At 60.4% G+C, this 19,836-nt stretch carries 15 protein-coding genes and 1 tRNA gene; 11 read left to right on the top strand and 5 right to left on the bottom strand.

The features are described from left to right. The first annotated feature begins 15 nt into the window (after nucleotides 1-15). The 7 genes from N675_RS02590 (at nucleotide 16) to N675_RS02560 (ending at nucleotide 8,502) form a co-directional block, all read left to right on the top strand. The gene (locus N675_RS02590) at nucleotides 16-933 is read left to right on the top strand and encodes a Rossmann-like and DUF2520 domain-containing protein (RefSeq protein WP_081886784.1); all 918 of its coding nucleotides are present in this window, start codon (nucleotides 16-18) and stop codon (nucleotides 931-933) included. Continuing rightward, on the top strand, nucleotides 914-1,807 hold the full coding sequence (gene panB / locus N675_RS02585) for a 3-methyl-2-oxobutanoate hydroxymethyltransferase (RefSeq protein WP_051913913.1): 894 nt from the start codon (nucleotides 914-916) through the stop codon (nucleotides 1,805-1,807). The genes N675_RS02590 and panB overlap by 20 nt, the downstream gene beginning before the upstream one ends. Next, nucleotides 1,794-2,648 carry a pantoate--beta-alanine ligase gene (gene panC / locus N675_RS02580; protein WP_038037711.1) on the top strand — a complete coding sequence of 285 codons (855 nt, stop codon included), beginning with the start codon at nucleotides 1,794-1,796 and terminating at the stop codon, nucleotides 2,646-2,648. Before panB ends, panC begins: the two co-directional genes overlap by 14 nt. Nucleotides 2,649-2,733: 85 nt before the next feature. Continuing rightward, the gene (locus N675_RS13420) at nucleotides 2,734-4,428 is read left to right on the top strand and encodes a serine/threonine-protein kinase (protein ID WP_051913910.1); all 1,695 of its coding nucleotides are present in this window, start codon (nucleotides 2,734-2,736) and stop codon (nucleotides 4,426-4,428) included. Between the two features lie 38 nt (nucleotides 4,429-4,466). After that, on the top strand, nucleotides 4,467-5,276 hold the full coding sequence (lgt, locus tag N675_RS02570; RefSeq protein WP_038037710.1) for a prolipoprotein diacylglyceryl transferase: 810 nt from the start codon (nucleotides 4,467-4,469) through the stop codon (nucleotides 5,274-5,276). 331 nt (nucleotides 5,277-5,607) lie between these two features. Next, a complete protein-coding gene (locus tag N675_RS02565; RefSeq protein ID WP_038037709.1) occupies nucleotides 5,608-7,242 on the top strand; it encodes a thiamine pyrophosphate-requiring protein in 1,635 nt (544 codons plus the stop codon). A gap of 18 nt (nucleotides 7,243-7,260) precedes the next feature. Continuing rightward, entirely contained in the window at nucleotides 7,261-8,502 is a 1,242-nt protein-coding gene (locus N675_RS02560) for an enolase C-terminal domain-like protein (RefSeq protein ID WP_038037708.1), read from the top strand. A gap of 857 nt (nucleotides 8,503-9,359) precedes the next feature. Here N675_RS02560 and N675_RS02555 read toward each other — a convergent pair. Next, nucleotides 9,360-9,435, bottom strand: a tRNA-Lys gene (locus N675_RS02555). Between the two features lie 354 nt (nucleotides 9,436-9,789). Between N675_RS02555 and N675_RS02550 the strand changes: the two genes are divergently transcribed. Continuing rightward, nucleotides 9,790-10,047 carry a hypothetical protein gene (locus N675_RS02550; RefSeq protein ID WP_038037707.1) on the top strand — a complete coding sequence of 86 codons (258 nt, stop codon included), beginning with the start codon at nucleotides 9,790-9,792 and terminating at the stop codon, nucleotides 10,045-10,047. Nucleotides 10,048-10,050: 3 nt separating this feature from the next. Beyond that, the gene (locus tag N675_RS02545) at nucleotides 10,051-10,938 is read left to right on the top strand and encodes a DUF92 domain-containing protein (protein ID WP_081886783.1); all 888 of its coding nucleotides are present in this window, start codon (nucleotides 10,051-10,053) and stop codon (nucleotides 10,936-10,938) included. Here N675_RS02545 and N675_RS02540 read toward each other — a convergent pair. The 4 genes from N675_RS02540 to N675_RS02525 all read right to left on the bottom strand — a co-directional run bounded on the left by N675_RS02540 (nucleotide 10,935) and on the right by N675_RS02525 (nucleotide 18,407). Then, nucleotides 10,935-11,603: a chlorite dismutase family protein gene (locus N675_RS02540; RefSeq protein WP_038037705.1), complete on the bottom strand. Its 669-nt coding sequence runs from the start codon at nucleotides 11,601-11,603 to the stop codon at nucleotides 10,935-10,937. The two genes, N675_RS02545 and N675_RS02540, sit on opposite strands and share 4 nt — an antisense overlap. A gap of 109 nt (nucleotides 11,604-11,712) precedes the next feature. Next, a complete protein-coding gene (locus N675_RS02535) occupies nucleotides 11,713-14,382 on the bottom strand; it encodes a M16 family metallopeptidase (protein WP_038037703.1) in 2,670 nt (889 codons plus the stop codon). Between the two features lie 66 nt (nucleotides 14,383-14,448). Continuing rightward, nucleotides 14,449-17,241 (bottom strand): aconitate hydratase AcnA, encoded by a 2,793-nt coding sequence (gene acnA / locus N675_RS02530; RefSeq protein WP_038037702.1) that lies wholly within the window; start codon nucleotides 17,239-17,241, stop codon nucleotides 14,449-14,451. Nucleotides 17,242-17,696: 455 nt separating this feature from the next. Further along, complete coding sequence (locus N675_RS02525) at nucleotides 17,697-18,407, bottom strand: YjbE family putative metal transport protein (RefSeq protein ID WP_051913905.1); 711 nt, start codon at nucleotides 18,405-18,407, stop codon at nucleotides 17,697-17,699. A 138-nt stretch (nucleotides 18,408-18,545) separates the two neighbouring features. Here N675_RS02525 and N675_RS02520 point away from each other — a divergent pair, with 138 nt between their 5' ends. Both N675_RS02520 and N675_RS02515 read left to right on the top strand, forming a co-directional pair. Beyond that, nucleotides 18,546-19,238 carry an LmeA family phospholipid-binding protein gene (locus N675_RS02520; RefSeq protein WP_156100783.1) on the top strand — a complete coding sequence of 231 codons (693 nt, stop codon included), beginning with the start codon at nucleotides 18,546-18,548 and terminating at the stop codon, nucleotides 19,236-19,238. Between the two features lie 3 nt (nucleotides 19,239-19,241). Beyond that, a complete protein-coding gene (locus N675_RS02515) occupies nucleotides 19,242-19,652 on the top strand; it encodes a nuclear transport factor 2 family protein (RefSeq protein ID WP_038037699.1) in 411 nt (136 codons plus the stop codon). Nucleotides 19,653-19,836 lie beyond the last annotated feature (184 nt).

Raw genomic sequence — 19,836 nt, 5'->3', positions numbered from 1 at the left:
GAACCAGGGGAAACGATGGAGGGGGAGCGTGCGTCCAGGTTGCCAGTCATCGGGATGATCGGCGCAGGTGCTGTTGCATCGGCGCTAGCGCCCGCATTGGCAGCCGCAGGATACCCAGTACGCGCTGTCTGGAGTCGGCATGCTGAGCGAGCAGCAGCGCTTGTGGCGTGCCTGCCTAGCTGTCATGCGGTAGATACGCCACAAGCAGTCGTCGACCAGGCTGCAGTCGTTTTTCTCGCAGTGCCTGACGACGCGATTGAGCTAGTATGCACAGCGTTGCGCTGGACGCCAGCTCACGCCGTCGTGCATTGTAGTGGCGCGTTGGGCCGGGCTCCCCTCGCTGCTGCTGAAGCCGCTGGTGCACAGACCGGTGTCTTTCACCCATTGCAGTCCTTTGCTGGTGGCTCCGTGCCACTGGCTGGCGTTTCTATTGCAATTGAAGCGCCTGAGCCGCTAGCGACAACGCTTGTGCAAATGGCCCAGGCGATTGGTGGTCAGCCGCTCCGGCTAACGTCTGCTGACTGGCCGCGCTATCATGTTGCCGCGGTCTTCGCCTCGAATTATGTCGTGTCGTCAGTGGCAATTGCGGTTCAGCTCTTGCAGCACGTGGGCCTCTCGCCAGACGAATCCCTTGCGCGTCTCTTGCCGCTCCTGCGCAGCACCGTAGACAATCTGGCACGGATCGGCCTCCCCGATGCACTGACCGGTCCGATTGCTCGAGGTGATCAACAGACATTGAGGCGGCATCTCGCGGTGCTGGCAGATGAGCCATTGGCACGCGAGGCCTATCTCGCGTTGGCAAAGGCGACTATTCCCGTGGCCGAGGCGCGAGCGACGGGACAGCCAGAGCGATTAGCGGCCGTGGCCGCAGTGCGAGCATTTCTGGAGGCGGCAGCGAGAGAGGAGCAAGCAGATGCGGGTGACCGTCGCTGAAATTCAAGCGATGAAGCGGCGTGGCGAGCGTATTCCCATGCTGACAGCCTATGACTACGCAACGGCACGGTTGGCTGACCAGGCTGGTGTACCGATGCTGCTGGTTGGCGATTCGCTTGGTATGACCATCCTCGGTTTCGCGACGACGTTACCGGTCACGCTTGAGATGATCCTGCACCACACGCAGGCAGTCGTTCGCGGCAGTGAACGGGCGCTAGTTGTTGCTGATATGCCCTTCCTGACCTATCAGGTTACGCCCGAGGATGCGCTGCGTAACGCGGGACGGCTGATTCAGGAAGGTGGCGCCCAGGCGGTGAAGCTCGAAGGGGGTACAGCCATTGCCCCCACTGTAGCGCGGCTCGTGCAGGCGGGCATCCCCGTCATGGGACATCTTGGGCTGACACCCCAATCGGTCAACCAGCTTGGCGGCTTTCGCCTCCAGGCCAAGACGCCCACCGCAATTCGCCAGCTTTTCCGCGACGCGCTCGCATTGCAAGACGCTGGTGTGTTCGCTCTTGTCCTCGAGCTTATTCCCGCACCAGTTGCCCGGGCGCTGACACACATGCTTACGGTGCCAACGATTGGGATTGGTGCTGGGCCAGACTGCGATGGTCAAGTGCAGGTCGTCACCGATCTGCTGCATCTGCTGCCGGGGTCATTGCCACGGCATGCCAAGCCCTACGCCGAACTCGCCGATGTGATCACTGATGCCTTCCGCCGTTATGCAGAGGACGTGCGGGCGGGCACATTCCCAACAGCCGAGCAGAGCTTCGGCTTGCCGCGCGATGTCGACGAAGCGCAGCTGGCAGCGCTCGTTGCCGAGGTGCAGGCCGAGCATGTCCAGCGAGGGGAGTTGCCTGATGGAGGTCGCTGAGACGGTTGCCGCTGTCCGTGCCTGGCGGCAACAGCACCATCTCAAGGCAGTCGGTTTTGTGCCGACGATGGGCTATTTACATGAGGGGCACCTTGCGTTAGTGCGCCGCGCTCGGGCAGAGAATCCGGTCGTAGCAGTGAGCATTTTTGTCAATCCAACCCAGTTCGGCCCACAGGAAGATTATGCCCGCTATCCGCGTGATATTCCCCGTGATCTCGCGTTGCTGGCCCGTGAAGGCGTCGATTTGGTCTTCACGCCAAGTGTGGAGGAGATGTATCCGCCTGGGTTTGCGAGCTTCATCGCTGTGGGGCCAATCGGTGAGCGATTGGAAGGTGCTGCACGACCGGGGCATTTCCGTGGCGTCGCGACCGTCGTGGCCAAGTTGTTCAATATCGTTCAGCCAACACGCGCGTACTTTGGGCAAAAAGATGCCCAGCAGGTATTAGTAATCCGTCGTATGGTCGCTGACCTGAATGTACCAGTAACGATTGTTCCCGTGGCGACAGTACGTGAGCCGGACGGGCTAGCAATGAGCAGTCGCAACGTGTATCTCTCACCGACTGAACGGGAGATTGCTGCAGCGATCCCCCAAGCACTCTTCGCTGCCGAAGCGCGCTACCACGCGGGAGAGCGAGACGCAGAGGCGCTGCGTGCACTCGTACGTGCCCACCTGGCGGCGACTCCTGGCATTCAGCTTGAGTATGTAAGCGTAGCTGATGCTAAGACACTGGACGAATTAGACACGGTTGACCGACCGGCGCTGCTCTCGCTGGCTGCCAGGGTGGGGACAACCCGTCTGATCGACAACGTCCTTTTGGGCATCAGTGTCGAGGAGTGGTAAGCGGAGAGTTGGGCCGGGCGGCGCTTGACGCGTACAATCCCCCTGGGCAGTCAGGGCGAGATGCTCGCTGTGATGGAGTTGGCACATGCATGTTGAAAGCCCCCAGGTGCTCGCCGGTCGCTATCGTCTCCTCCAGCGGCTGGGGGCAGGCAGCACCGCAACAACCTACGTAGCTGAAGACTTGGCCCTGGGCCGCCGCGTCGCAATTAAGCTCTTCCATCCTGCTGCACTAACGGATCCGGCTGACCTTGCCCGCTTTGAGCGCGAAGCCCGGGCTGCAGCTGCTGTTACCCATCCGAATGTGGTCCGGGTATATGACGCTGGCGTTGACAAGGACCGGCGTTTCCTGGTGATGGAATGGGTCGATGGCATTGACCTCAAGCAATTTATCCGGCAACGTGGCCGTTTGCCACTTGAAGAAGCAGCGCGGATTATGGGCGATCTGCTTCAGGGGCTCGCAGCGATCCATCAGGCAGGAATTGTGCACCGTGACGTCAAACCACAGAATGTCCTGATCGACCGCGCAGGACGGGCGAAACTCACGGACTTTGGTATCGCTCGCGTGGTCCGCGATCCTGGTGCGACTGAGACAGGAACAATCCTTGGCTCGGCGGCCTACATGGCACCGGAACAAGCACTCGGGAAACCCGTGACGCCAGCTGCTGACCTTTATGCTGCCGGCATTATCCTCTACGAATTATTGACGGGGCAGCTGCCGTTCACTAGCCAATCGCCGGTCGAGGTCATGTATCAGCATGTACATGCCCAGCCGCTGCCGCCGCGTCGACTCAACCCAGCAATCCCCCCAGCCGTGGAGGCCGTCATTCTCCGTGCGCTGGCCAAAGCTCCTGAGGAGCGCTACCGTTCAGCAGAGGCGATGGCCGCGGCGCTTGAGGCGGCCGTGCAGGGGCGGCTCCGTTGGCCGACAAGTGGCTGGGTGCGAACACGCCGTGTTCGATCGCGGAATCGCTGGCGCTCGTTCTTGCTCGCTGGTGGTGTTGCCTTCCTCGTACTGGTAATGCTGCTCGCATTTGCCGTGGCTGCTGATAGCGATCGCCTAAGCCCAACGCCGACTCCTGTCGGAACGCCACGTTCTGCCCAGGCTGGGGTGATCCCAACCGTGAAACCGACTACGCCTCAGCCGACTGCGACCGCGCAGCCAACGGCGCGGCCAGCACCGACGGCAACACCGACGCCACCCCCACCGACGCCCACACCCATGCCGCCGAGCCCGACACCGACGCCTCCGCCACCGCCAACGCCGACACCTGCGCCGCCTCCCTCGTTGGCTGTACCAGTTCCAGGCATCGTGCCTGGCATCGATACCATCCTTCCTGGCCGGGGGTTGCCTGGATTCAAGAAAATTGATGTGAAGCCAACCCAGCTTGGTGCGTATGTTCCCGCGCGGGATGGTGCGTTGCCAGGTATCCCGAAGTCTTTACAGGATGCAGCTTTTCTCTTTGGGGCCGGTTCGGGACAGAACAGCGCACGCCTGCCCCTCCCTACGGAAAACGTGCCGCGGGTTCTCGCGATTGAGCTGACCGGGCTGGCTAGCCAGCCTGGTATACCGTTACAACTCGTCGTGAATAACCAGGTGGTGTGGCAAGGGACGCCGCTGAGCAATGAGAAGAGCGATCGCGTGAGTTGGGTCCTGACGTTCCCAGCCGGCAGCGAAGGCCAAGCTGTTGCGATTGAGCTTCGCAACGCTGCACCGGGTGGGAGAACGGGGCAGCCGCCATGGATTGCAATCGAGAGCGTCACGCTCTATACTCCGGGCTAGATCAGTCTTGAGACTTAGTCTCAGAAAGGAAAGGCCTCGTGAATATTCGTATTGGTATCGATCCGGATATTGCTAAGATCGGCCCGCTGTTGCTGACATGGCATGGCCTATTCACTGCCCTTGGAATTCTGGTGGCAGTGTGGCTGACAGCACGGGAGTTGCGACGTCGCGGGATCGCTTTGCCCAATTACGACACGTGGGCATTGGTGACCGTGATCGGTGGCATTATCGGTGCCCGGTTGTTCTTTGTCCTCGACCACATCGACTACTTCATTGGCCATCCGCTCGAAGCACTCGCGGTCAATGAAGGAGGGCTGGCGATCTACGGCGCAGTCTTTGGTGGCTTTGTGGCTATCGTGATGCTGAGCCGAATCTTTCGGCAGCCACTGGCGCCCCTGCTTGATTCCGTCGTCCCGGGATTGCTCCTGGCACAGGCGATTGGCCGGCTTGGCTGCACGGTGAATGGCGATGCCTGGGGTGGGCCCTGCCTGCATGGCTGCCCGATCACGTTTACCTATACGAATCCCAAGGATCTTTTGCCTGCTGATCTCCTCGGTGTGCCGACACATCCCTACCCGCTCTACGATATTGTGGTGAACCTGATGGTCTTTGCGGTCATCTGGCGACTACGGCGACGGCCAGTGCCGGCTGGCACCTTGGCGGCAACCTACGCAGTGCTCTACTCGTTTGGCCGCTTCTTCATCAGCTTTGTACGGCAGGAGCGGATCTGGTTCTGGGGGCTGCAGGAAGCGCAGGTGGTGGCCGTGCTCGCGTTTGTCGCCGGACTAGTTGCCTTGGCAGTACTCTTCCGCGGCCAGCGCCAGGTGCCAACTCCTGTTGAGGCGTAACGCTCTGGAGTCGCCGGCACAATGTTAGAGGGGCTCTGACACTTCCCGCTTGTGTGATCCGCCGTGCCACGCGTCACACTGCCGAACTTCTCCATGCAACAGTCCGTTGCCGTTGTTTAGGTGCGGGGCAATCTGGCATCCATTTCTGAGCACATGTGCTCAGGTTGGGGAGCTATAAGGCGCGCGCTGCGCCTTGGCTGCCTTTGTGTTAAACACGCCCGATCCAGTTCTGCTGCACTAAAAGTACGGGCAAGCATGGACACGGAAAACCGCTCCAGTGCTACAATGCCCCGGCAACCAGCAGTTAGTGGTTGAGCGACAAGGAGGGGCAATGCGGGTCGCCGAGGTTGTCGCCGAGATTCTGAAGCGCGAAGGGGTACGCTGGCTCTTCGCTTATCCAGTCAATGAGTTGATCGAAGCAGCAGCACAAGCTGATATCCGCACCGTGATTGTGCGGCAAGAGCGCGTGGGTGTGCACATGGCCGACGCTGTCAGCCGGGTGAGCTCGGGACAGCAGATTGGTGTCTTCGCCATGCAACGTGGGCCAGGAACTGAAAACGCCTTTGGTGCAGTGGCACAGGCATATTCGGAGTCTGTGCCAATTGTCGTCTTCCCGCAAGGGTTTCCGCGCCATCTTGCTGAAGTCCCGCCGAACTTCAATGCCTTCTTAAATTATCAGCATATTACGAAGTGGGCTGAACAGGTCATCGTGCCGACCGCTGCGCCCAGTGTCCTGCGGCGAGCGTTCACGCAGGTAAAGAATGGCCGTCCACGACCGGTGCTTGTTGAAATTCCCCGCGATGTCATGGACGAAGACGTGCCCGCCGGCTGGGACTACCAGCCACCAGTGCGCTTCCGCTATGGCCCGGACTTGCAGGATGTCGACCGCGTCGCTGCGCAACTGGTCGCAGCGGAGCGGCCGGTAATCTACGCTGGACAAGGTATTCACTACGCCCAGGCCTGGGGTGAGTTGCAGGCGCTGGCTGAGTTGCTCGAGGCACCAGTGATGACGAGTTTGCCCGGCAAGAGTGCATTCCCAGAAGACCATCCGCTTGCACTTGGCGCTGGTGGACGTGCCTACCCAGCAACGGTCAGTCACTTTCTGCGACAGGCAGATCTCATCTTCGGTATCGGATGTAGCTTCTCTGAAACAGAGTATGGCGTGCGGCTACCCGGCGGTAAGCGGGTGATCCAGGCAACGCTTGACCCGGCTGACCTGAACAAGGACGTACCACTTGCTGACGCGTTAGTTGGCGATGCGAAGTTAACGCTACAGGCCTTGCTTGAGGCAGTCGGTGATCGATTGGGTGGCAAGCCGCGTGGGCGATTTGAGACTGTTGCTGATGAAGTGCGGCGGGTGCGTGAGGCGTGGCTGGCACAATGGATGCCGAAGCTTACCAGTGATGAGACGCCACTTTCGCCATACCGTGTTATCTGGGATCTGCTCCAGACCATTGGTGAGCTGGACGTGATCATCACCCATGACGCTGGCAACCCACGTGATCAGTTAACACCGTTCTGGGTAAGCCGGACGCCGCTCAGCTACTTAGGCTGGGGCAAAACGACCCAGCTAGGGTATGGCCTCGGGTTAGTCATGGGAGCCAAGCTCGCGCGTCCCGAAAAGCTCTGCGTCAACGTTTGGGGGGATGCGGCGATCGGCATGACTGGCATGGACTTTGAGACAGCGGTACGCGAGCGGATCCCGATCCTCTCAGTGCTGCTCAACAACGCTGCAATGGCGACTGAGATCCCGATCATGCCAGTCTCGACCGAGAAATACCGGGCGACGGACATCAGCGGCAACTATGCTGACTTTGCTCGGGCAATGGGTGGGTATGGAGAGCGCGTGACGGAGCCGGGGGACATTGTGCCAGCGATTCGACGAGCCCTTCGAGCCGTTGAGGACGGCATACCAGCGTTGCTGGAGTTTGTGACAGCCAAAGAGACAGCGTTATCAAAGCCATGAAGTGAAGAAGGGGAGGCCATGCGAATTCGTTCTGTCACAACAACGGTTATTGCAGTTCCGGATTTGCCGCTGCGGAACGTTGTTGGCTGCCACCAGCCCTACGCCTTGCGAACGATCATCCAGCTCGAGACGGACGATGGCCTGGTGGGGCTTGGGGAAATGCCTGGGGGCAAGCGGTTTCAGCAAGAACTCGAGACCGCAGCAGCGGAAGTGTGCGGCCTCGATCCGTTTCACCTCGAGCAACTACGTCTGCGGTTTGCTGACCGGCCGAGAATCTTGAGCGCCTTTGAGGTTCCGTGCCTCGACATCATCGGCAAGGCAACGGGCCGGTCAGTCGCCGAAATTCTTGGGGGCCCAGTACGGCAGCGTGTGCCGTTCTCGGCCTATCTGTTCTACAAATTTGCAACGCCGGACGACTGGCTTGAGACTCCCGTTGGACAACCGAAGCCGACCGGTCCACTTGGCTTGTTTGCCTGGTCAGATGCTGTCTTAACGCCAGAGGCCATGGTTGCTGAAGCGGAGCAATTCGTCACGCGGTATGGCTTTCGTGTGCTAAAGCTCAAAGGCGGCGTCTTATCGCCGGAATTGGAGGTGGAGACGCTGCGGCTACTGCGCGAGCGATTTGGTCCAACGGTGCAGTTACGGATTGATCCAAACGGTGGCTGGTCAGTCGAAACAGCGATTCGGCTGGCGCCGGTGTTGGAGGAGCTTGGGCTTGAGTACTACGAGGATCCGGTTGCTGGGATGGACGCGATGGCCGAAGTTGCACGGCAGACGCGTCTGCCACTGGCGACGAACATGTGTGTGACAGCCTTTGCCCATCTACCGGAAGCGATTGCCAAGCGAGCAGTGCAGATTATTCTCGCTGACCATCATGCCTGGGGCGGGCTTCGTGCCTCAGTTCAGCTGGGGTGGATTTGCGACGTATTTGGCCTAGGGCTTTCCCAGCATTCAAACACCCATCTTGGCATCTCCTTCGCCGCGATGGTGCATCTTGCAGCGGCGCTGCCGCAGCTGACCTTTGCCAGTGATACCCATTATCCCTGGCAAGAGGGCTGGGATATTGTGAACGAACGGTTTGTGTTCGAGGATGGTGCCGTGACAGTGCCCAGTGGGCCGGGACTGGGGGTAACGCTCAATCCTGATGCCTTAGCACAGCTAGCAGCCATCGCCGAAGCAGTGTCGTGGGAAGAGCGAGATGATCGAGCGATAATGCGTCGCTGGTTCCCGGAGTGGAGCCCTTCCTATCAGCCGTGGTAGCGCTGGCCTTGCACACTATCCCTCTGCTGTGATGTGGAGTCATGCTGCGCTTGCAGCGAGGCGCACGCTCTCTTGCTTAATAGCGGCCATGGGTGTCAAGAATATCAATGTCTCCGCAGTGATGCATATCACATTGTCTTTTGTCCGGGAAATTCTATGGAGGCAAGCGGTGGTGACGGATGGAGTCAGCCACCGCTTGCCTCTCTTCTTTGGACATTCAGCGAGCGTGGTTCTGCTGAGCCTTTCCTGACGAGGTGCCGGTCAGCCTAGTTTTGCTCAGAAGCCTCAACGGAGCGGCGGGAATTGCAGCAAGGAAATTCGACCAGACGGGCTATGGGAAAATTCCTTCCCCGCATGGCACCGTTGCAAGCGCTTGAACTGCAATACAGCTTGCTTGTTTTGCGTGCTCAACTGCTCTCTGAGACTTCAGCAACATGCTTCCTAATTATCCTCATGATGGTTCGTGCGAGGACATGCCATCGTTGATGGCGAGTGACAATGGCTGCCTGTTCCCCGGATGATGGCTAACGCATTAAGCCGGCCGTACGATGGCATGCGAGTCCTGCAGTACGCTCGTATTCCGCTTCATTATCCAGCTTCGTGCCTGGAAGTTAGCTGAAGCTGAGAAGAAAATTGCCTCAGAAGTATTCCTAAGGTAACTTCTCTCATCCTACTGTACTGTTTCCCTTTGCCAGTCAGACGCGAAACGCGCCCAGGTTTACTGAGCGAGTTTCCTTGTCCTGCTGGCGTGGGAGAGCAACCACGAAGCGCGCACTCGGGAAGTCGGTTGGTCGTCAGAATGGTCGTCAAACGCAATCGTCCCGGGATGGCCCTAGGACGATTTCCTTGATTGCTTGTGGTAGGCCGGGTGGGACTCGAACCCACAACCCGCGGATTAAAAGTCCGCTGCTCTACCAGTTGAGCTACCAGCCCATCTTGCACACCCTGTGTAGTTTACACCACGCATTGTGGTTGGTTAGCACGCTGGCGCAGCGCTTCGTCCGTCGTCATCAAGTGTTCGCATGCTAAACGCTGCTCGGGCTGTGCCTGCGTGATTGTTCACGACGCTTACTGCCCTTGCCCTGAGCCGTTCGATGTATACGAGCCTTGTTCTCGATCATCGACACGCCAAAGCTCACCAGGGGCAGCACACAGCCCCTCGTTCGGGCGTGCTATATCTATTGTACCGCAGCGTTGACCTGTTCGCACGAATGCCGACAACTGCATGGTGTCGCTGGCTGTGGCAGACTCTCGATTGGGTGCAGTGCCCAGCGGAAGGAGAAGACAATGCCCCTGGACGAGGCAACAGCGCGCCGACTGGCTGAGCAGGCGGTTGAGATGGCTGGCGGCACTCGCCATGTTCACGATAACCCGCGCCATCCCTTCGCTCCTCAAGCCAGTCGCACCTTTACGCTTGAGGGGGAACGCGTTACTGTGCACTTCGGCGAGATTAGTAGTCCAGCATATGTTGAAGTCGCCGGGTATGTCTTCGAAATCTTGCCTGACGAATTACGACTCCTCTTCTCTCCGCCGACAACGAGATGAGGAATGCTAATGTTCGGCTGTGCCGTGCGCCGTTCAGTGGTCCCTCCTCACGCCTTGCTCACGGCGCCGCGGCTCTGGCCACGCACTGCTCGCTGGCGTTTTGCTACTGGCCTCGTGTTAAGTAGCCTGATCGCAAGCGTGAGTGTCCGCCGCCGCACACTCACGCGGGATGGTGCCCTGGCAGCGATCGGCGTGGGGACAAGTGTGACCGTTGGCGGCGGTGTCGGCTGGGCAGTGCCAATGGTTGGCTTCTTTGTTGCCTCAAGTGCGCTCTCCGCGCTCGGACGGCAGCGAAAAGTGGCGCTTATGGATATCGTCGAACGCGGAGCCGAGCGCAATTGGACACAGGTGCTAGCCAACGGTGGCGTGGCAAGCGGACTTGCACTGCTGTCCGCAGTCCAACCGCGCCGTGCTAGGACCCTTGCCCTGGCCGCATTCGGCAGCATTGCCGCTGCAGCAGCAGATACATGGGCAACTGAACTTGGCGTTCTTAGTCCCCGTCCTCCACGACTGATCACGACTGGCCAGCTGGTACCGCCTGGCACCTCTGGTGGGGTCACACGCGTCGGCATGCTTGGTGGGCTTGCTGGTGCAGGCTGGGTCGCGCTGCTCGCTGCACCAGTACTCCCTCGCCCGCGCGCTCACTCGCTGTTGGTACTAACCATCGCCGGGTGGGCCGGGATGATGGTCGATAGCTTGCTTGGCGCTACGCTTCAGGTGGTACGTTGGTGCCCTCGCTGCCAACGCCCAACCGAGCGGCGTATCCACCGCTGTGGCACTCCAACGCACTATCAGCGCGGCTTGCCTTGGCTTGACAACGATCTTGTGAACCTCGTCGCAACAGCGACCGGTGCGCTTGTTGCCGTGTTGGCGGGCCTCCGAGCACGCTAGAGTAATGCGGCGAGCGCGGATTCGAGTTCCTTACGTACACCAAGGAAGATTGGTGTGTCAACCTTGGTGTACTTGCGCACTTCAGCTGCCCGAAGCCGCTGTACCATCGCAACCAGCGTTGCGACATCATCATCCTCAAGCGCGACAATGAACTCTTGGTCTTGCACACCGAACGAGTTAACAGTATTTGTCAAGACTGTTGGGAACTCGTCACCCAACCGTCCGTGCTCGATCATCATGTCGCGGCGTGCCTCATAGGGCAGCAGGTACCATTCCGGCGTCTTGATGAATGGGTAGACGCTCAAGTAACGCTTGGGCGGCACGCCCTTGAGAAAAGCTGGGCCGTGCGTTGGGTCATACTGGGATGTCGCTGCGACACCAAGGTAGGCATACCGCTGCTCAACACCACGGGGGGCGAGTACACGTTGGAGCGCAATAGCAACGTCGTGTAGTGCATCGACATCCTGGCTATAGAGCCAGAGGATAAGGTCAACATCCGGACGGAAGCCAATGCTGGAATATGCCCCACGGAGCGACACTGGTCCAGCACTAGCCAGCAGGTCAGTGACCTGACGCTGCGCACGCGCACGTTCTTCCACGGGAAGTTGGAACCACGGTGTCGTCGCCTTATAGAGCCAGAAGACAGTGTAGACGCTCTCCGCCATTCCCTGCTGCTCCTTCATACTGGCGGTGAGCACCTGCACAAGTGCTTGCTCACCGCGACCTGCTCGGTGGCCCCTGCGTCAAGAGCAGGGGCTCGCGTTTCCATCTGGATTATGCCACTGGTGGATTTGGCGGGTTTGTCTCACTGTCAGGTGGTCCAACGACGACAATTGCCATCCGTGTTGGATCAAGATATCGCTCGGCAACAGCGCGCACATCCTCTGGCGTGAATGCGGCGAGCATCTCCGGTAGGCGCTCCAGGTAATCCAGGCCGAGACCGTAGAACATCAGGTCAAGTGCCAAGCCCGCGATCGCACCGCTGGTTTCAAGCGCAAGCAGCGCTCCGCCAACCAGCGACGTGCGTACATCGTCAAGTTCGGTGCTGCTCGGCGGCTCGGCCCGGAGACGGGAAACTTCATCGAGGATTGCCTCGAGCGCTTGTTCGACATTGGCTGGGTTGACACCCGCAGCTGCATGCCATAGGCCTGGGCCGAGTGCGGCATCAAGGCTACTGCTCGCGTAATAGGCGAGTCCTAGTTGCTCGCGCACGCGCTGGCCGATTCGCCCCATCATGCCAAGGCGCCCGAGCACGGCATTAGCCAGCCGGAGCGGTTCAAAGTCCGGATGTGACCGAGGAATAACGGGCAGACCAATCGCCAGGTCGGCCTGGCTTTTACCCGGCAGATACTCGTGCCGTCGCAGCATCTCGACCGGTGGAGTAACCGGTGGAATGCTCAGCGGTGTCACCGTTCCCTGCCAATCGCCGAAATGACGCTCGATCAGTTGCAGTGCTGTCGCAGCCGAGAGCCCTCCTGCAACAGCCAAAATGCCTCCGGCAGGTCGATACATGCGCTCGTGGAATGCAACAAGCGCTTCTCGGTCGAGTTGGCGCAACGTCTCAGCGGTACCGATGACCCGGTGGTGGTATGGGTGTCCCGGTGGGTAGACGCTCGCTCGGAGGAGAGCGTCGGCTTGTGCGCGCGTATTCTGCTCGGCGAGGCGCAGTTGGGTGAGCACCTGGGTGCGCACCCGTTCAAGTTGGTCTTCCGGGAATGTTGGGGTGCGGACGACAGCCGCAAGCAGTTCAACGAGCGCAGCTGCATCACGGCGCAGGCCGCTTGCAACAATATCGACGGCATCACGGCCAACGCCGACACTCAGCGCAGCCCCCAGTTGGTCAAGGCGCTCGTTCAATGCGGCTTCGTCCCACTGGGCGGTACCACGGGCCAAGAGCTGGCCGGTCAGGTGGGCGAGTCCGGGCTGTTCACCATCTCGTGCAGCGCCAGCAGGCAAGCGTAAGGCCAACACAACCAGCTCGCTTTGCGGGTCATAGTGGTTGACAACTGTCAAACCATTGGAAAGCGACTGGCTCGTGAGTGATAGGTGTGCCGCCGGGAGAACGACGCTGGGCGAAGTGCCACCAGTGTACCACTGTGCAGGTACGGGACCGCCGACTTCCATGCTCGATGATGGCGATGCACCATTGTGGTACGGCGCCGGCCTATCAGCCGGCTCGAGCCAACCGGCAGTGCAACGCTCCGGCCGAAGGTGCGTGTCGGCGACGCGCTGGATATCCTCAGGTGTCACGCGGAGTAAGGCGTCGCGCCACTGTTCAGGGGTCCAGCCTGGAGCCACTGTCGCGAGCATACCACGGAAGTAGGCCATCGTCGTTGTCTGTTCAGCCGCTTGCGCAAACTGGCTTTCCAGCTGGCGCTGGGCTCGTTCCAGCTCAGCGGCGCTGACTGGTTCCTGACGCAGCTTCTCTAACTCATTCCACACGATCTCTTCGACACGGGCCAGCTCAGCGGCTGGGGTGAGCGTGGCTGAGACCGTGAACAGGAATGGATCAATGGAGAGCGCCACGCTCGACCCTGCCTGGCTGCACAATCCGCTGGCAACGAGCGCACGGTAGAGCCGCGAGCTACGTCCCATGCCACCGCCACCGCTAAATCCCAGCGGTGCTGCGCCAGAGAGCACCAGATCGAGCATCGCCATTGCTGGCGTGTCTGGATGCGTCGCTTCCGGCGCCCGCCAGGCAAGCAACAGGATCGGCGCTGGTGCTGGCCGCCGCACACGCACCCGTCGCTCGCCAAGTTGCTCTGGCTCGCGTACACGCAGCGGTGGCGGAGGCGTTCCAGAAGGGATGTCACCAAACCGCTGGGCAACGCGCTCGAGTACATCCGCAGGGTCGACGTCGCCGACAAGCACAAGCGTGGCATTTCCTGGTGTGTAGTAGGTTCGGTAATGCTGGTAAAGGTCATCGCGGGTGAGCGCAAGCAGGTCTTCGCGATAGCCGATCACTGGATGACCATAGGGGTGGGCGCGGAATGCGGCGGCAACGACTTCTTCTCGCAATGCCGTTGCAGGCTGGTTCTCGTTTCCCTCGCGTTCTGAAAGGATAACTGTTCGCTCGCGCTCGACCTCAGCTGGATCGAAGACAGCGTGCTGCATGCGGTCGGCTTCGACGGTGAGCGGTAGATCGAGAGCAGGCACGGGCACCGTCGCGAAGTAGGCCGTGTAATCAATCCATGTGAAGCCGTTGAGCATGCCGCCCCACCGTTGCACCTCTCGGAAGATGCTACCCGGTGGAAACCGTGGCGTGCCCTTAAAGAGCATGTGTTCAACCCAGTGAGAGATGCCAGTTTTACCGGGCAGCTCGTTGCGGCTGCCCACGCGATACCAGATCCAACATGACACCACCGGTACCCGCCGCAGTGGCTGGACGATAACCGTTAGCCCGTTGGCGAGCTGGCTCGTGTGCGCCTGGAGTTGTAGCTGCATTGTGCTGTCCTCTCATCGGCAGCGGTGACTGCTCGCACTCACCTGCCGCCGGGCTATGGCCAAGCTCTAGGCCTGGACCGTGGCCTTGAGCAAACGACGGAGCACGAAAGGCATGATACCGCCGTGCCGGTAGTACTCGATTTCCGTTGGGCTGTTGAGACGCGCGATGACGGCAAACTCGCGGGCGGTGCCGTCGTCACGCACGGCGCGCACAATCAACCGCTTATTGGGCTCGAGTCCCTCGGCGATGCCCGTAATAGTGTAGGTTTCGGTGCCATCGAGCCCGAGTGATTCCGCATTCTCCCCAGGCAGGAACTGGAGCGGCAACACCCCCATGCCCACCAGGTTGCTGCGGTGAATGCGTTCGAAGCTTTCGGCAAGTACTGCACGCACACCGAGCAGCATCGTGCCTTTAGCAGCCCAGTCACGAGAGCTACCGCTGCCATACTCCTTGCCGGCTACGACGAGCAACGGCACACCTTCTGCCTGATAGCGCATGGCCGCGTCATAGATTGTCGTGAGCTCGCCATCGGGGAAGTGGCGCGTCCAGCCGCCCTCTTGTCCACCAGCTAGCTTATTGCGGAGCCGGATATTCGCAAATGTGCCACGGATCATCACTTCATGGTTGCCACGGCGCGCACCGTAGCTGTTGAACTCCTTCGGTGGCACGCCCCGACCGACTAAGTACTGTCCGGCTGGACTGTTAACGGGGATCGAGCCAGCCGGCGAGATATGGTCCGTCGTCACTGAATCACCAAGATAGGCGAGCACCCGTGCCCCAACGATGTCAGTGAGCGGCTGTGGTTCAAGCGGGAGGTTCTGGAAGAATGGCGGCTCCTGGATATACGTCGATTGCGGATCCCATTCGTAGAGCGCACCCGTGGGGACTGGCAGGTTGCGCCAGCGCTCATCGCCCGCAAAGACGTTGCGGTAGCGCTCGACGAACAACTCGGGAGCGATAGCTTGCAACATCGCCTCGCGGATTTCTTCCGGCGTTGGCCAGAGGTCACGGAGATAGACCGGCTCGCCGTTCGGATCGTGTGCGAGCGGCTCCCGAGTCAGGTCGATATCAACGCGGCCTGCTAATGCGAAGGCCACCACGAGCGGCGGCGACGCCAAGTAGGCTGCGCGCACGAGCGGGTGGATGCGCCCTTCAAAGTTGCGGTTGCCGCTCAGGACTGCAGCGACCACAAGCTCATTCTCTTGAATGGCTTGCGCTACCGGTTCTGGGAGCGGGCCGCTGTTGCCAATGCAGGTCGTGCAGCCGTAGCCAACGAGGTGGAAACGCAACGCCTCAAGATACGGCAACAACCCAGCCCGCTCCAGGTAGGCCGTTACCACGCCAGAACCAGGGGCCAAGCTCGTCTTAATCGCTGGGCTGACGCTCAGCCCTCGTTCAACCGCCTTCTTGGCTAAGATACCAGCACCCAGCATTACTGCAGGATTTGAGGTATTGGTGCAGCTGGTGATCGCTGCAATCACCACCGAACCATGACGCAGTTCGGCATGCTGCCCGTCAAGCCGCACGTCGACGACCTTCGGGCGGGGGTCAGCCGGTACCAAGGGCGCGCTTGGCGCTTCGGCCTCGTTCACCGCGCCGCCCTCCCAGTCAAAGCGCTGGGGCGCGTTTGCCGCTTCTTCAGGGAACTGATCAGGGAATGCTGCGCGTAGACTCTGGCGCAATTCGGATAGCCGTACACGATCGTGCGGGCGCCGTGGGCCAGCCAGGCTCGGCTCGAGCGTCGAGAGGTCGAGTTCAACAACTTGGTCGAAGACTGGCTCAACCCCTTCTTCGCGGAACAGCCCCTGCTCCCGAGCATATGTCTCAACGAGTTGCACGTGCGCTTCGCTCCGGCCAGTCAGCCGCAGGTAGCCGAGCGTCTCTTCATCGATTGGGAACATGACGGCTGTGGCGCCCATTTCTGGCGCCATGTTCGAGATTGTCGCCCGATCGGGCAGGCTCAGGTAGCGCAGCCCTGGCCCGAAGACTTCGACAAAGGTATCAACGACGCCGACCTTGCGCAGGAGCTGCGTCACTGTCAGCACCAAGTCCGTTGCGGTAATGCCACCTGGAGGCTGGCCGATGAGCCGCAGCCCGATTACGCGCGGCAGCAGCAGCGTAATCGGCTGGCCGAGCATTGCCGCCTCAGCCTCAATGCCGCCGACACCCCACCCCAGCACGCCTAAGGCATTGACCATCGTCGTGTGCGAGTCAGTGCCGACGAGTGTGTCGGGGAACGCAACTGGCGTGCCGTCTTCATCCCGAACTGTCACAACTGAGGCCAGGTATTCAATGTTCACCTGGTGAACAATGCCTGTGCCCGGCGGCACAACGCGGAAGTTGCGGAAGGCTTGTTGCGCCCAGCGGAGGAAGGCATAGCGCTCGCGGTTTCGCTCATACTCGCGCTCGACGTTGCGCTGAAAGGCAATGGTAGTGCCGAACGCGTCAACTTGCACGGAGTGGTCGATCACCAGGTCAACAGGAACCAGGGGGTTGATGATCTGCGGATCTCCGCCAGCGCGAGCCACCGCGGCACGCATGGCCGCGAGATCGGCAATGGCTGGCACGCCCGTGAAGTCCTGGAGCAACACTCGGCTTGGTAAGAAGGGTATCTCGCGAGCAGGTTTCGGGCCGGGTTGCCAACCAGCGACAAGCTCGACATCTTCAGTCGTAAATGGACCATTGCCGGCCAAACGGAGAACGTTTTCCAGCAGCACTTTGACGGTATATGGCAGTCGCTCCAGGCCGATGGTGATATGATCGGCCAGTGCAGCGAGCCGGTAATACGTCACGCGTCCTTCGGGTGTCTCAAGCGTGGCTCGGGCCCCAAAGGGATCACGACGTGCTTCATCTTGCATCGGAATGCACCCCTCTCCAACTGTGGCACACAGGCATGGAACAACTGCCCATGCCCGTGGGCATGTTGACAGCAGAATTGTACCGCGTGCCGCCATTGACTGTTTCGTATGCTGCAATGGCCGAAATCGGCAAGAAGTTGGAACTGTCTGACTTTTCCCGACAGACAACAGATGACGATGTCGCTACACTAAACATTGCGCATTGGGATCAGCGACGCTTTAGGCAGATGCTGTTTCCCCAGTGCTCTGGCCCAGACATTACCTCTCCTGGGTCAGCAACTGCCTCAGACGACCTCTTCTTTCCCCCTCTCTACCCCCGTATCGGGGCGGGCCGGAACCCCGGTCCTGCCCCGCCCTCTTGCTACCCTGCTGCGTAGGTGTGGGCGGCCGGCTTGCGCCAGCTAAACATACCCGCTGTGACCTGCCGTGCACCTGTCAGCGTGTTGCCGATGCGTTTAGTCGTGGCTCGGCGCTTGATGGCTTATGGCCCTCGTTGCCGTCCGCCGCTGACGCCACCAGCGCCAAATTGCAGGGACAAAGGCTAATGCCGTTAGCCCCACCGCTACCCCAATCAAGAACGGTGTCGCAAGGGGATCTGGCACGCGAGCGGCAACGAGCGGGTCGTTGGCGACCATCCGTGCACCCGTAATTGTTAAGAGGATGGCTCCAACGGCGACCAACCAGGGCAGACGGTTGAGCAGCCGCGCTAGTACATCGCTGCCGATCAGAATTGGTGGCATGGAGAGCAACAGCCCCAACCCCAGCAAGAGCAAGCTCCCTTGCGCCGCTCCCGCTACGGCTAGCATATTGTCTAGACTCATCACGACGTCAGCCAGCGTTATTGTCTGCACAGCGCTCAGGAATGAGCCAGCCGTATCGACGACTTGCGTCCCTTCTTCCTCGCGCAACAGCTTTGCTGCAATGCCGGTCAAAACGAGCCCACCGCCAGCTTCCAGCAGCGGGATCGTGAGCAGCAGTGCTGCCAGCGCTGTGAACAGCACCCGCAGGATGATCGCTGCTGCGCCACCTGCGATCATCGCCCAGCGCCGCTGTCGTGGCGGCAGTCCGCGCGCTGCCATCGCGATGACCAACGCGTTGTCGCCGCTGAGTACGATATTGACCAGCACCACGCTGGCAAGTCCAGCCCAAAATCGTATGCCTGTCATCAATCTCCATGCTCCAGGTTGGCCGCATGCTACGGCTATCCTCGTTCTATCCTACTCCTGAGCAACCCAATTCGGTTTATGGTCTACCAGGTGGTGGGGGTATCCTTAGCCACAAGAGAAGTTGACCCACTAGGGGGTATGATGCTCTGCCCGTTTTGTGGCACTGAGCAGCCGATTGCTTCACACTGCCGCGCCTGTGGTGCGCCACTAGTCACGACTGCCCGCCCTGCTCACCCGGTCGCGCGGCGGTGGGAGCGTCAATCCCGAGCCGGACAACGTGTGATCGGCTGCTTAGCAACGCTTGTCACTGCGGCGATCCTGCTGCTCGCTCTTGCTGCTTTGCTCAGCGGGCGCTTTCTCCCGCCGCCAGCGACAGCGACCCCAGCTACCACTGCTGTCGCCGGTGCTCGCACGCCAACGATGGCAACGCCTCGTGCGGCGTCAGTGGCTGCATCCGCTACGCCTGTGCCGGGTGTGAGTCAAGTTGTGATTACGGAAGCTCAGCTCAACCAAGCACTCGCTGCCCACGCCGATAGGCTTGGTCCAGCACGCTCTCCCCATGCTGTCATTGATCCAAGCGGCGTAACGATCTCTTTCACGTTTTCAGGGCTGGGAGCCCGTTTCCACGCTCGCCCCATTGCCCAAGATGGTTCAATTGTCCTGGTTGACAGCAGTCTGAGTGGCCCGCTTGGCCTTGCAGTGGATGCTGATGCCATTGCTCAGATGCTTGCGGATGCTCTCCAGCAGGAGTTAGCCGCTCGTCAGCTCCGTGTTGACGATGTGGTCTGTCAGCCTGGCCAGATAGTCGTGACTGTTTCACCTGCGAGGTAGCCGATGGACTGCTGCGCTCCTCAGTCGCCCCGTGAAGTCGTTCACGCTGTGCTGGCCGCACTCAACCGCGGTGATATTGAGGAAGCCTTGCGCTACTGTGCTGAGGACATTGTCCTCTGGTCGCCCGGCCCGGAATTGACTGGACAAGAAGTGCATGGCAAGGCGCAGCTCCGGGCCCTGCTCGAAGCAAATGAACGCTACTGGCCCGACACCTGGTGTGCGATTCAGACCTTCATCGCTGACGGTGAGCACGTTGCGGTTGAACTGATGACCGTCGCAACCCACAATGGTCGGCGTGTCATCCAGCCAATGGCCGCCTTCTTTACTGTTCGTGACGGCCTTATTGTCCGTCAAGCCAATTATTTTGATCTCGCCGCGCTCATCGCTACTCTCACGGATGCTTCAAATCCCTAACCGCAGTTTCCTTGCCTGTTCTAGCCGTACAGTCCTCTTTGCCCTCCCCTAACCGTCACCTGGACAGCGCCTGCTCGCTGTGGCATACTAGCAGGTGCCGGGGGAATCTCCCCCGCCCCAACGGTGCACACCAGTCTCATCTCCTCCTCACGTGCGAGGCAGCCGGCATTTCCGCGGCTGCCTC

Origin of the sequence: Thermorudis peleae (assembly GCF_000744775.1) — a bacterium.
Taxonomy (GTDB): Bacteria; Chloroflexota; Chloroflexia; order Thermomicrobiales; family Thermomicrobiaceae; genus Thermorudis; species Thermorudis peleae.
This window is presented reverse-complemented; position numbering and strand designations above follow the sequence as displayed.